This window comes from Wolbachia endosymbiont of Rhagoletis indifferens (assembly GCF_048537595.1).
Taxonomy (GTDB): Bacteria; Pseudomonadota; Alphaproteobacteria; order Rickettsiales; family Anaplasmataceae; genus Wolbachia.
Genome location: NZ_CP175923.1, coordinates 226,512 through 238,970, shown reverse-complemented (window position 1 = coordinate 238,970; position 12,459 = coordinate 226,512). Strand labels below are relative to the sequence as shown.

At 35.2% G+C, this 12,459-nt stretch carries 11 protein-coding genes and 1 tRNA gene; 9 read left to right on the top strand and 3 right to left on the bottom strand.

Going from position 1 to position 12,459, the window contains the following annotated elements; all coding sequences use genetic code 11:
- Positions 1-27: 27 nt before the first annotated feature.
- On the top strand, positions 28-987 hold the full coding sequence (locus ACJZL1_RS01180; protein WP_265034314.1) for an RluA family pseudouridine synthase: 960 nt from the start codon (positions 28-30) through the stop codon (positions 985-987).
- A 7-nt stretch (positions 988-994) separates the two neighbouring features.
- On the opposite strand, the gene ACJZL1_RS01175 is transcribed toward ACJZL1_RS01180, so the two are convergent.
- Positions 995-2,257 carry an MFS transporter gene (locus tag ACJZL1_RS01175; protein ID WP_265035654.1) on the bottom strand — a complete coding sequence of 421 codons (1,263 nt, stop codon included), beginning with the start codon at positions 2,255-2,257 and terminating at the stop codon, positions 995-997.
- A 52-nt stretch (positions 2,258-2,309) separates the two neighbouring features.
- Entirely contained in the window at positions 2,310-4,112 is a 1,803-nt protein-coding gene (gene aspS / locus ACJZL1_RS01170) for an aspartate--tRNA ligase (RefSeq protein WP_419247322.1), read from the bottom strand.
- Positions 4,113-4,420: 308 nt separating this feature from the next.
- Here aspS and ACJZL1_RS01165 point away from each other — a divergent pair, with 308 nt between their 5' ends.
- Positions 4,421-4,852, top strand: a complete 432-nt coding sequence (locus ACJZL1_RS01165) for a hypothetical protein (RefSeq protein WP_265025495.1) — start codon at positions 4,421-4,423, stop codon at positions 4,850-4,852.
- A 3-nt stretch (positions 4,853-4,855) separates the two neighbouring features.
- Entirely contained in the window at positions 4,856-5,479 is a 624-nt protein-coding gene (gene ccmA, locus ACJZL1_RS01160; RefSeq protein ID WP_265025494.1) for a heme ABC exporter ATP-binding protein CcmA, read from the top strand.
- Positions 5,480-6,049: 570 nt separating this feature from the next.
- Here ccmA and ACJZL1_RS01155 read toward each other — a convergent pair.
- Positions 6,050-7,777 carry a hypothetical protein gene (locus ACJZL1_RS01155; RefSeq protein ID WP_419247321.1) on the bottom strand — a complete coding sequence of 576 codons (1,728 nt, stop codon included), beginning with the start codon at positions 7,775-7,777 and terminating at the stop codon, positions 6,050-6,052.
- Positions 7,778-7,922: 145 nt separating this feature from the next.
- On the opposite strand from ACJZL1_RS01155, the gene pheS reads away from it, so the two are divergent.
- From pheS to metK, 6 genes are all read left to right on the top strand, one after another.
- On the top strand, positions 7,923-8,966 hold the full coding sequence (gene pheS, locus ACJZL1_RS01150; protein ID WP_419247320.1) for a phenylalanine--tRNA ligase subunit alpha: 1,044 nt from the start codon (positions 7,923-7,925) through the stop codon (positions 8,964-8,966).
- Positions 8,967-10,259 carry a bifunctional UDP-N-acetylglucosamine diphosphorylase/glucosamine-1-phosphate N-acetyltransferase GlmU gene (gene glmU / locus ACJZL1_RS01145; protein ID WP_419247319.1) on the top strand — a complete coding sequence of 431 codons (1,293 nt, stop codon included), beginning with the start codon at positions 8,967-8,969 and terminating at the stop codon, positions 10,257-10,259.
- A gap of 212 nt (positions 10,260-10,471) precedes the next feature.
- Complete coding sequence (gene rplU, locus ACJZL1_RS01140; protein WP_182366585.1) at positions 10,472-10,774, top strand: 50S ribosomal protein L21; 303 nt, start codon at positions 10,472-10,474, stop codon at positions 10,772-10,774.
- Between the two features lie 10 nt (positions 10,775-10,784).
- On the top strand, positions 10,785-11,054 hold the full coding sequence (gene rpmA, locus ACJZL1_RS01135; RefSeq protein ID WP_010082252.1) for a 50S ribosomal protein L27: 270 nt from the start codon (positions 10,785-10,787) through the stop codon (positions 11,052-11,054).
- A 9-nt stretch (positions 11,055-11,063) separates the two neighbouring features.
- A tRNA-Ile gene (locus ACJZL1_RS01130) sits at positions 11,064-11,140 on the top strand.
- 64 nt (positions 11,141-11,204) lie between these two features.
- Positions 11,205-12,377, top strand: a complete 1,173-nt coding sequence (metK, locus tag ACJZL1_RS01125) for a methionine adenosyltransferase (RefSeq protein ID WP_265034320.1) — start codon at positions 11,205-11,207, stop codon at positions 12,375-12,377.
- Positions 12,378-12,459: the final 82 nt, after the last annotated feature.

Below are 12,459 nucleotides of genomic sequence, written 5' to 3'. Positions count from 1 at the left end.
ATCTTGTGCTATACTTTATTTTATGTCATGCAAACAGCTGATATTAGCATACATCCAAATAAAGTAATGGAGAATATAAAAACCATATCAGTAGAAGACGATAACGTTAGGCTGGATAGGTACATCAGAAGAATCTTTCCTGATCTAAAGCAATCTGTAATTGAAAAATCTTTAAGGAAAGGATTAATCAAAGTTGATGATTGCAAAGCAAAGTCTAGTGACAGAGTAAACTCTGGGCAAACTATAACGCTGAAGCACTTGAATTATATTGAAAACGCTAATTCTGATCGCAAATATAATGAAAAGTTAGTGAATCTGCTAAGAGAGAACATATTATATGAAGACGAATATATATTAGCTATAAACAAACCCGCAGGGGTCATCGTTCAAGGTGGCGTAAAAGTAAAGATTAGTATTAGTGATTTGCTTGACCAAATAAGAGAGGGAGAAACATTTAAAATTGTCCATAGGCTAGATAGAGATACGAGTGGAGTGATAATATTCGCACGCAATGCTAATGTTGCAAGATACCTTATGGAGGAATTTAAAGGACGAAGAGTAAAAAAAACTTATTTAGCATTGACTTCTGGCATACCGAGCAAGGATAGTGGAACAATAGACTATCCATTGGCGAAAAAATATATTTCTGGTCAAGAAAAGGTAGTTGTTGATGAAAATTCACCTCAAAATGCCATTACGCATTTTTCAATTATAGCAAAATCCAAACACAATGTTGCTTATTTAAAATTACAACCAATTACCGGCAGAACCCATCAGTTACGTGCACATTTAGCTCATATAAATTGCCCTATTCTTGGTGACGGTAAATACGGTGGTAAAAAAGCTTTTATTGATGGAGTAGCAAGTAAAATTCACCTTCATTCACATTCTTTATCTTTAAAATTACCAAATAATAAAGAAATCACTATTACCGCTCCTATTCCTAAGCACATTGAAAAGTCTATTGAAGCGCTATTTTTCGACTGAAACGATTTCACCAATCAACTTTTCTGTCTTTGGCTTTGATTTGAAGCACAGATATTAGGCTAATTAATGCGCAGGCAGTAAGATAAATGCCTGCTGCAAGTTTTGTTTCGGTTTTTTCTATAAGCCATATGCATACAGATGGAGAAAGGCCGCCAAAAATTCCTGCAGATATGTTATTTGCGAGGCTAAAGCCCGTGCACCTAACTTTCGTTGGAAATAACTCGCAGACAAGAGAATTATATATTCCAAAAGATGCACCTATCGGTACGCTTATCAATAGAAAAGTGAGCGTTACAATATAGTGGTTATCATATGATAATAGCGAAAGTGCCGGCAAACCGGCGCAAGCTAGAGCTACTAATGTAGGAATCATTACATTTTTTCTTCCAACTTTATCAGACAGTATTGCAAACAGCACTGCAGACGCTCCAAATGTAATTTCAACTATAATCCTTACTACATTTTTAATATTGATGCCTGAGAGAATAAGTTCTTTTACAGATATGTTGTAAAACATGATTGCTGAATAAACGATTGCATTTTGAGCAATACCAAGTCCAATTGCTATCACAAATGCTTTTTTATAGTCCCTGATTAACTCTAAAAATGGAGAATTAGATAAGCTTTTATTTTGATCGTGCACTTTATATGCTAAGCTCTCTTCCATTATATATCTTGTTAAAAAACCTATTATGCCCATAATGAAACAGAAATAGAAAGGCAATCTCCAGCCCCAAATTTCATAATTTTCACCTGTAAACTTTTTGCAAACAGCTATCATTACAAAGCATGTAAGAGAACCAAGAGCGCCGCTAAAAGGTTTCATGCTTCCTAGAAATCCTAGATTTTTTTTATCGCTTGAATGCTCTATTAAAAAGGCTGAGTTGATACTTGTTTCTCCACCCGCTGCCATTCCTTGCATGATTCTACACAATAGAAGTAGTATAGAAGAAAATATTCCTATTTCTTTATACCCAGGTATAACTCCAATTACAGTAGATGGTATTGAAACTAATATCACTGAAGTAAGTAAAACTTTCCTTCTACCAGATTTATCTCCAATGTAGCCAAAAATAAATGCACCAAGTGGCCTAAATCCAAAGCCAACTGCAAAGGTACCGAGAAATTTGATTGTGCTTAAATAATTACTTTCTGAAGGAAAAAAAACGTTGCTTATTATATGCGTTAAAACTCCAAACAGAGTTACTTCATACCATATAATCATATTGCAGATTATGCTTGATAGTATTGCCTTTTGGATATTATTCATGATTTTCAATTTGCCATAATGTAATATGCTATTTGCTTCGCTATAAAATTTTTCATTCAATGACCTGCAAAAACAGTTCACGTAAATGTTTATTGTCCACTTTGGAAGGGGCGCCCATTAGAACATCTTCACCTTGCTGGTTCATAGGAAAACAGATTACTTCACGAATATTTGGCTCATCAGCAAGCAGCATAACCATTCTGTCAACCCCTGGTGCTATTCCGCCGTGAGGTGGTACTCCAAATCTGAATGCACGCACAAGTGCACCGAATTTTGTATCAACTTCTCTCCGGCTATAACCTGCAATGGCAAAGGCCTTATACATGATGTCCAGTTTGTTATTGCGAATTGCTCCACTTGACAACTCTATTCCATTGCAAACAAGATCATATTGGTAAGCAAGGATATCGAGTGGATTCTTTTCCTCTAAATCCTTCAAGCCGCCGTGTGGCATAGAAAACGGATTATGAAAGAAATCAATTTTTTTGCTTTTATCGTCATACACAAAATATGGAAAATCAATGATCCAACAAAACTTGAAGATATTATCATCTATAAGACCTAATTCTGACCCTAAAAGAGTGCGCACTTTTCCTGCAATTGTTGCTGCCTCATTCTCTTTGTCAGAAGCAAAAAACACACTATCTCCAGGCTTTACATTCGTTATTTCTCTTATGTGGTTTAGCCTATTGTCATCAAGAAATTTAGCAATTGGGCCTTTCGCAGTACCATCTTTATAAAACGTTATATATCCAAGACCCTTAGCACCGAATTCTTTTTGCGCATGTTCTATTTTTTTATCAAAGAAGCTGCGTGGTTCCTCTGCTGTTTTAGGTGCAGGGATGGCTCTCACTACCATACCACGCTCAATATTGCTTTTGAAAATATTGAACCCTGAATCACGGAAAATTTCTGTAACATCGCTGATTAATAGTGGATTGCGCAGATCTGGCTTATCAGAACCATATTTGAGCATTGCCTCTTTATATGTAATACGTGGAAAATCTTTATCAACAGACTTACGAGAAAATTTAGCGAACACTTTATATAAGGTAGACTCAATAATCTGAAAGATGTCTTCTTGAGTCACAAAAGACATTTCAAGATCTAGCTGATAAAACTCTCCCGGAGAACGGTCAGCCCTTGCGTCTTCGTCACGGAAACACGGTGCAATTTGAAAATATTTATCAAACCCTGAAACCATAAGCAATTGCTTAAAAATCTGTGGAGCTTGTGGCAATGCATAAAATTTACCAAGATTTAGTCTGCTTGGCACCAAATAATCACGTGCACCTTCAGGAGATGAAGCAGTAAGTATTGGAGTCTGAATTTCCAAAAACCCTTGCTCTATCATGAGCTTGCGGAGTTCTGCAATAATTTGTGAGCGCAGAATAATATTGTTGCGGGCTTTTTCACGCCTTAAATCAAGAAACCGATATTTAAATCTCATATTTTCTGGGTATTCTTGTTCGCCAGCAATGCTCGCTAATATACTTCTCTCTTCTTTCGCTATTTCTTCATCACGGTGGAACTCGACTTCCGATTCAACGTGCAAATTGCTAACTACAACCTCAATTTCCCCGGTTGCGATAGAGGTGTTTATCGTATCTTCAGTTCTAGCTTTGACTATCCCTGTAACAGTGATTACACTTTCTGATTTTAAATTTGAGATCTCATCAAAAAAGTCTTTGTCATTATTAAATACTAGTTGAGTGATTCCATAGAAGTCTCTTAAATCAACAAAGATTAGGTTACCATGGTCGCGCTTACGGTATAACCATCCAGAGAGGGTAACTTCCTTTTCTACGTCGTTCTTCCTTAATTCTTCACACGTGTGAGTCTTGTAGCAGTTCATATTTGTTTCACTTCAAAATTCTTTAAAAAGTATAGAAATAAACCTTACTACATACAAGCCCATTCATTCGGGTATAGCTAAAGTAATTCAGGTTTACCTATAATTTGATAAGCGTAAAACTCGTCATTCCGCTACGTGTTAGCGCCGCGGCGGTATGACGTAGGAAGACCTGATCTGTAGCTGTATTTGTCCAATTTACGAAATAGAGCAGTATTACTTTTATACTGTCTTTACCCGCAAAAAAATTGCACAATTTCTATAATTATGGTATAATAATAAGGGTATTTTTAATGAATTAGATACAGGAAATGCCACTTGCACAGATCATAATATATAGCATAACGTTACTTGCTGTAGCTACAGTATTTCTCTTTTTGAGAAAAATATACAAAAATCGCATTAGAAAAATCATATTTCCTAGAAAAGTTTTTAAAGAGGAGTGGGAAGAAGACAGAAAATTCAATGAATTATATCAAAAAAATAAGCAAAAAGAGTTGCTGAAACAACAAGAAACGCTACGCGAGAAACAAAAAGATGTGCAAGTTTATAAAGAAGATCCAGAAATAGTTGACATAGCAAAACCGGTAGGTAAATGGACAAAGATGGTTATGATGGGTAATGGTTTAATGCAGCGTTTTGCACAATTGATACATAGAGAAGGCGGCCAGAAAGGATTTTGGGAGCTGTTTGTAAAAGCTCAGGCTTCAACTCAAGGTAAACATAAGGGGAAGGGCAGATAATCCATGCTTGAATGTGAAAATTTATCCTGCGCTCGTAATAACAAAGTATTATTTAAACATCTTAGCTTTAAAGCTGAGCCAAAATCAAAGATTCTAATCACTGGTCCAAATGGTAGTGGTAAAACCAGCTTAATTAGAAGTTTATCTGGACTTTTGCCGCCGGTATCAGGCAATATAAGGCACTGCGGAAAAGACATATATGATGATCCAAAATCCTATATACCTTCTATGGTCTACGTAGGGCATAAAAATGCCTGCAAGGATAGCTTAACTGTTACTCAAAACATAGAATTCTGGGCAGGAATACGAAATACTAGGGAATTGATTGTGGCAGCTGTTTGTTGCTTGCAGTTACAGCCTGTACTTAATATTAGATATGGCGAACTTTCTGCAGGCTGGAGAAGAAGAGTTGCGCTTGCCCGCCTCTTGATTTCTAATGCAAACGTTTGGCTGATAGATGAACCATTTTGTAATCTTGATAGTGCGACGTGTGAATTAGTGCTGAACCTAATCTCAATACGCTCTGAGCAAAATGGTATAGTAATTATTACAGGACATAGCTCTACAGAGCAATTGTGTGATTTTACAACGATCGATATACGCGATTTCAATAGACTTCTTGCATAGTTTTTGGCAGCGCGTTGAGAAACGAAAAAACTTACTTGACACCCTTCGCCAGCCCCCTTATCATGAAACTGAAGCTATTTATTTATCTTCTCTGTACAGATTAAATGACAAAAAAACTCAACGTATTTGGCGTCTCATGTTTAATTTTTTGCACTATGTGCACCTTATGTCTTTATCAAATTTCTAGGTTTTTACCTACACAAGCTGAAATACGCTTATAAAGCATTTAAAACATCAAAAAACGCCAACTTAAAAAATGGATAGTGAATAACTAGCTACCCTAGGGTTTCTTTTGCCTTTTTTTCTGTTTAGTAAATTTCTTAATGTTTATAATTTAGATTAGTTGCATTTAAAAGCAGCTGAATCGCGGTTATTAAGTGTTTAGAATAAAAAAACGCCATACTTGAAAGTATAATGTAAGTAACTAGCCAACCACGGGGCTTCTTTTGCCTTTTTTTCCGTTTGGTAAATTTCTTAACGTTTGTAGCTAAACGACAATCGTCATCCCGCTGCTTGTTAGCGGGATCTAGAGATACCGCGGCGGTATGACGTAGAAAAACTGAGCCTGCACTAGCTATAGGCGTGAGAAAGGGGATCGTTTTCACTTACTTGCTTAACAGATTCTATAGAATATTCAGAATATATAAAGCGAGCTAAATTCAAAATACACAGCGCGATTAATATTGGTAGTCCTATGTTCAATGCTAACCCAATACTTTCTCTTTTTTCTGGTGGCACTAATCCTTTTAACATTGACACTTTTCCTAACGGAAAATGCCATAAGCAAAGTGTTGATGCAGATGCTACTATTATAAATAGACAAAAATAAGCCTTTTTTGAGGAAAATACAGTTTTTAATGATGATTTGAGTGTAATGTTAGTAGGTGGTAGAGTTTTAGCTTCATTTGTTGCTGGTGAAAGATCTTTAATTGGTAAAGGGTTTGTAGATTTATGAGGAGTATTTTCATGTTGTGGAGAAGGTTGTTGTATATAAACACCTGAAACTAATTTGAGCAATTGCTCTTTTTTTCTATATACTTGCTTTTGTAAATATTCTTTTGGAAAAAAAGACTTGCCAGCTGGTTGTGGTATTTCTAATACTTCTGATATCTCACCTGACTCTAATATTTCATGTAATTGTTTATCTTGAAAGTAAACAATATTGAATACTGAGCTGAAAATATTGCAAAATGTTTCTGGATCTTGATTTTTGTATCCACTCATCACTTCAATAAATATTTCATCGAGTTTTTTCCCCCTGTGCTCAATTTGGTTATCTATCATAGCTACTCTAGCATCATTTCGTGCTTGTTTTATGGTAGATTGTTTTTCTTCTTCTGGTAGTTCTTGAGATTGCTTTTTCGATTTTTTTCTATTAGCTTTAAAATACTCTGTGTGCGAAGTAGTTTTACCTACATTCTGTTCTGCTTCTTGAGGTATTGGATTTTCTATACTACCCCCTGTCATCCGAGTAGCTTGACTACTTGGATCCATGTTTCTTTTTTCCTGGATTCCAGCGTCAAGCGCTGGAATGACACCAAATAGTATATTGTTGCTCTGTATAGAAAATTTTGGCAATTGTTGAGAAAAGAATTGTGACGTATTAAAAAGATTGGGTAGACAGAAAAAAGATCTAAACCAGAAAATGTTTTCATGCATTGCAGCAACTGCTATCGAAGCGCGTGTAACTTGTTTTCCATTATTTGTTACATCGAAGCCAAATGAGCCTGTAACTGGTACGATTTGTCTATTTTGTGCATTTTTTTGGTTAGTTTCACTCTGTTCTTTTTTGTCTTCATTTTCAGTTTTTTCTGCATGTTTTGACTTTTCGTTTAAAAATGACCCAATTTGGTGCAAATTATCCAGGTTAATGTCTTTAGCATCTGTTTGTAGTGTTATTGTTACTCCTTGTAAGAGAATTTTAGATGGAGCATTATTTATGAATTCTTCTACAGTTTTATAACTGTTAGTTTTACGGTAGTTATTATATAATTCACTGCTTTCTTTCGGCACTTTCATGTTGACTGTAAAATTTTTTTCCTGAGGAAGGCAGATTTTGAAAAAATCAATTAAAGGGTTTATTCTAAATAATCTTATATTAAAGGTGTCTTTATCTGTTGCTGTTAGCTCAAATGAAAATTTTTGTATATTGCTTTCAATACTTCTCGAGCGAATAGTACTGATCTTAATTGTTTCGCTAGAAAATGCTTTACTTATGTTTTTGGATTTTTCCTTAAAGAGCTTAGGTAAATCCTCTATTTTATACTTATTCTTAGTTTCAGTGTTACTGTTGTGCATAGTTGATACAGCAAATTCATCAACACAAAGGTAAATAAAAAAGATTAATCGGTCAATAAATTAATAATCAGAATAGGGCAATTTTTCGGATTGTTGATGATATTTAAAATTTCACTATAATGAAAGTTTAAGCCAGCATTTTAAGATGAATAAAGAGTTATTAGATGACATACTTTCACTTGAAGATAAAGCAGTTTCTGAAATTGAGAATGCTTCTTCTTTGCAAGATTTAGAAAAAGTTAGGCTATTATATTTGGGAAAAAAGGGTGTAGTTAGAGCTTATTTTGATAACTTAAAAAAGATAGAAAATGCAGAGAAAAAGCGTGATTTAGGCGCAGTTATTAACGCTTTACGTGATAAGATAGATCATCTTATCATGAATAGGGGAAATGTACTAAAAACAGAAGAAGTTAACTTTAAATTGCAGAACGAGGCAGTTGATATTACGTTGCCCGTTAGACCAGAAAAAATTGGCAAGATCCATCCACTCAGTAAAGTTATAAATGAAGTAAAGCTTATTTTTGCACATATGGGTTTTAAAGCAGTTGATGGCCCTGACATTGAAGATGAATTTCATGTATTTGATGCACTGAATACTCCAAGTCATCATCCTGCACGAGAGGAGCAAGATACCTTCTACTTAAAGAATAAAATAAACGATAAAAGAATGGTACTGCGCACTCACACCTCATCTGTGCAGATTAGAACCATGGAAAAAACAAAAAATTTCCCAATTAAAATAGTAGCCCCTGGTAGGGTATACAGAAATGACTTTGATGCAACTCATACTCCTATGTTTCACCAGATAGAAGGGTTATATGTCGATGAAAACGTCAATATGGGCCAGTTAAAATTTACTATTCATCACTTCCTTAATAAGTTTTTTGGAGATAAAGGGCTGAAGATACGTTTTCGTAATAGTTTTTTCCCTTTTACTGAACCCTCTGCGGAAGTGGACATAAGTTATAAAGGTAGTAAATGGATAGAAGTGCTTGGATGTGGTATGGTGCATCCAAATGTCTTTCAAAATGTTGGAATAAACTGCACTAAATACAATGGTTTTGCGTTTGGCATTGGTATAGAAAGGCTTGCAATGCTAAAATATCAAATCAGCGACCTAAGAAGCTTTTACGATAACAAAATCAGTTGGCTTGATCATTATGGTTTTCATTTTTCATCTTTAAGATAAGTGATAAATAAAGCTCATACTTTCATCATACTTGCTGCCGGACATGGCAGGCGGATGAATTCAGATTTGCCTAAGGTTCTGCACGAAATAGGCAATTTTTCCATGCTTCAGCATGTCATTTACAATGCAAAACAGTTAAATCCTGAAAATATTGCTGTTGTAGTTGATCAGCCTTTAATTGAAAGACTAAAGTGCTTTGAGGATATACAGTTAATTATACAAGAATCAACACTCGGCACGGGAGATGCAGTCAAAACTGCGATGAGAAACCTGAAAGAATTGCCAGATTCGAACATAGTTGTTGTGCAGTATGGAGATACTCCGCTCATAAAAAGCAGCACAATAACTAAAATGATTGGTTATTTAGAAGGCAAGGCTCTAGTTTGCCTAGGTTTTAGGGCAAGCAATAAAGAATATGGTAGGTTAATCATTGAGAATGGTTCCTTAAGAGAAATCGTAGAAGCAAAGAGTGATAAAAATAATCATGAAGAGTTTCTTGCCAATGCTGGAATAATGGTTGCATATGCAAAGAATTTACGTGAATTGGTGGAGAAAATAGAGTGCAATAGCTCAACTCATGAATATTATTTGACCGATATAGTTTCCATTGCAGTGAAGAGTAATTTAAATGTCGGTTACGTTATTACGGGTGGAGAAGAAGCAACGGGAATAAATAACAGAAATGACCTTATAAAAGCTGAATTTTACTTTCAAGAAAATAAAAGAAAAATTTTTACCGACGCCGGAGTAACGCTTGTTGCGCCAGAGACTGTTTTCTTTTCTCTTGATACGCAAATTGCCAGAGATTCAGTGATTTACCCATACGTTTTTTTTGGTCCTGGAGTGAAAATAGAGTCTGGTGCGAAAATACTGCCATTTTTGCATTTAGAAAACTGCTTAATTAAAAGTAATGCTGAGGTCGGTCCATTTACCAGAATACGCGGAAACACAACAATTGGTAATAAGGCAAAAATAGGAAATTTTGTGGAAGTGAAAACAAGTGAAGTTGGTCAAAACACTAGAATAAAACACTTAAGTTATATAGGAAATACTAAAGTAGGGCAGGGGAGTAATATAGGAGCAGGCACTATTGTTTGTAATTATGATGGGAAAAATAAATATGAAACGAATATAGGGAGCAATTGCTTTGTTGGCGCCAATAGCTCACTCATTGCACCGCTCAATGTTTATGATGACTCTATAATTGCAGCGGGCAGTGTTATAGTTAAGAACGTGCCAGAGAAAAGCCTTGCAATAGCAAGAGAAAAACAAGTGATTAAGAAAATAAAGTAATTCGCTGTAATTATAGCAGATCTTCCTAATAACAGAACTGTTGCAAGAGCTTGTAGAATTACTTTTAGATCATAATGCAAACCCTGTTCTCGAGTTTACTTAAAAGTATTTTAGTAGCTCAAAAAGAACGTTAAGTCGTGCTTTTTATTTATATTGACAGTATATATGACATCGTTTACGATTAAAGTTAATAACAATAATTTATATTTATCATGTTTGCAGTAATTGAGACTGGTGGAAAGCAATATTTAGTAAAAGAAGGCAGTATAATAAAGGTAGAGAAGTTAGAAGCTGAAGAAAAAAAAGAGGTGGAAATCAATAAGGTGATTTGTATTTCAAATAATGGCTTATCTTATTCATCTAATGCTACTGTTAAAGCTGAAGTATTGGAGCAGTGTAGAGGAGAAAAAATTATAATCTTTAAGAAGAAAAGAAGAAAAAATTACCGTAGGAAAACTGGTCATAGGCAGTATATAACTGTTCTTCGTATCAATGAAATTAATCTTCAAAAGTAAGAGGTAAAATATGGCAACTAAAAAATCAGGTGGTAGTTCCTGTAATGGTAGAGATTCAGCAGGTCGTAGGTTAGGAATAAAGAAGAATGGGAAGGTTATTCCTGGTAACATAATTGTGCGCCAAAGAGGCACAAAATTCCATCCTGGAAAGAATGTTGGTATAGGTAAAGATCATACGATTTTTGCTAAAATAGAAGGCTGGGTCAGCTTTAGAAGGTCAGCAAATAAAAAGACTTTTATTGATATCTTGCCTACAGATAATATGAAAGCTTCAGCTTGAATAAATCATGGGTCTGTAGCTCAGGTGGTTAGAGTGCACGCCTGATAAGCGTGAGGTCGGAGGTTCAACTCTTCCCAGACCCACCATTTAGTAATTACTAACTGTGTTTTTTATAGCGGTTTTGGTATTATATAAGCAGAAACCTAAAGCATGAGTTCATATAAAAATTTAGTAACCAGTGAATCAGTGGCGGCTGGTCATCCAGATAAAGTAGCAGATCAAATTTCAGATGCAATACTTGATGAATACCTTTTCACTGATCCTTTTGCGCGAGCTGCAATAGAGACTTTAGTCACCAAAGATAACGTTATTATAGCTGGGGAAGTATTCGGACCTAACATCAAAAATAGCAGGATTGAAAGTATTGTACGGAATACAATAAAAGATATTGGTTATGAGCATGATGGTTTCCACTGGAGAAAAGTGAAGGTAAATATATTATTACATGAGCAATCAAATGACATTGCAATAGGGTTGGATCAAGGTGCTGGAGATCAGGGCATAATGTATGGCTATGCAACAACAGAGACAGAAAACCTTATGCCGGCTCCCATTTTTTATGCGCACTCGATTCTGAAAAATATCATGAGCGCAGTTAAAGAAGCAAAACTTGGTCCGGATGCAAAGTCACAAATCACTTTGGCATATGAGAATAACCTCCCGGTACGTGCTGAAAGTATTATTGTCTCAATACAGCACCCTGAGGATTTGGATCAATCAAAAGTAAAAGAAATAATTTACCCTTACATAGTTTCATCTTTACCTGAAGGATGGATGTGTCATGAGGAAAATCTCTTAGTCAATCCAACAGGTAGATTTGTTATTGGTGGGCCGGTTGGTGATTGTGGATTAACCGGACGGAAAATTATGGTTGATACTTATGGAGGTTATATTCCACACGGTGGAGGAGCGTTTTCCGGAAAAGATGCAACCAAAGTTGATAGATCTGCAGCTTATATGGCAAGATACCTTGCTAAAAATATTGTCTTTGCAGGTTTGGCTAAACGTTGTCTTGTGCAGCTTTCTTATGCAATTGGTATATCACAACCTACTTCATTCTATATTGACACATTTAGTACAAATACGATAGATGAAAAAAAGATTAAAAAGTTTATTGAGAATAGTGTGGATTTATCAACAAAAGGTATAATCAAGCATTTATCGCTTAATCATCCTATATATAAACGTACAGCCTGTTATGGACATTTTGGTAAAGAGTCAGAAAATGACGGTGGATTTTCTTGGGAAAGCATGAACTTGTCTGCTGATCTTTGTAGAGAATTCAATATAGAAGGTAATAGTAAAATTTCTTTAGGTTGCTGAAATTTTTGATTTACAGCCCCACATTTATATACTAGCTTATTGTTAAAGTATAATTGCTTTTTCATAATAATTATACTATATT

Coding starts and splice junctions, on each gene's coding strand:
- rpmA (WP_010082252.1), top strand. CDS start 10,785: ATGGCAACTAAAAAATCAGGTGGTAGTTCCTGTAATGGTAGAGATTCA.
- aspS (WP_419247322.1), bottom strand. CDS start 4,112: ATGAACTGCTACAAGACTCACACGTGTGAAGAATTAAGGAAGAACGAC.
- ACJZL1_RS01155 (WP_419247321.1), bottom strand. CDS start 7,777: ATGCACAACAGTAACACTGAAACTAAGAATAAGTATAAAATAGAGGAT.
- pheS (WP_419247320.1), top strand. CDS start 7,923: ATGAATAAAGAGTTATTAGATGACATACTTTCACTTGAAGATAAAGCA.
- rplU (WP_182366585.1), top strand. CDS start 10,472: ATGTTTGCAGTAATTGAGACTGGTGGAAAGCAATATTTAGTAAAAGAA.
- ACJZL1_RS01165 (WP_265025495.1), top strand. CDS start 4,421: ATGCCACTTGCACAGATCATAATATATAGCATAACGTTACTTGCTGTA.
- ccmA (WP_265025494.1), top strand. CDS start 4,856: ATGCTTGAATGTGAAAATTTATCCTGCGCTCGTAATAACAAAGTATTA.
- ACJZL1_RS01180 (WP_265034314.1), top strand. CDS start 28: ATGCAAACAGCTGATATTAGCATACATCCAAATAAAGTAATGGAGAAT.
- metK (WP_265034320.1), top strand. CDS start 11,205: ATGAGTTCATATAAAAATTTAGTAACCAGTGAATCAGTGGCGGCTGGT.
- ACJZL1_RS01175 (WP_265035654.1), bottom strand. CDS start 2,257: ATGAATAATATCCAAAAGGCAATACTATCAAGCATAATCTGCAATATG.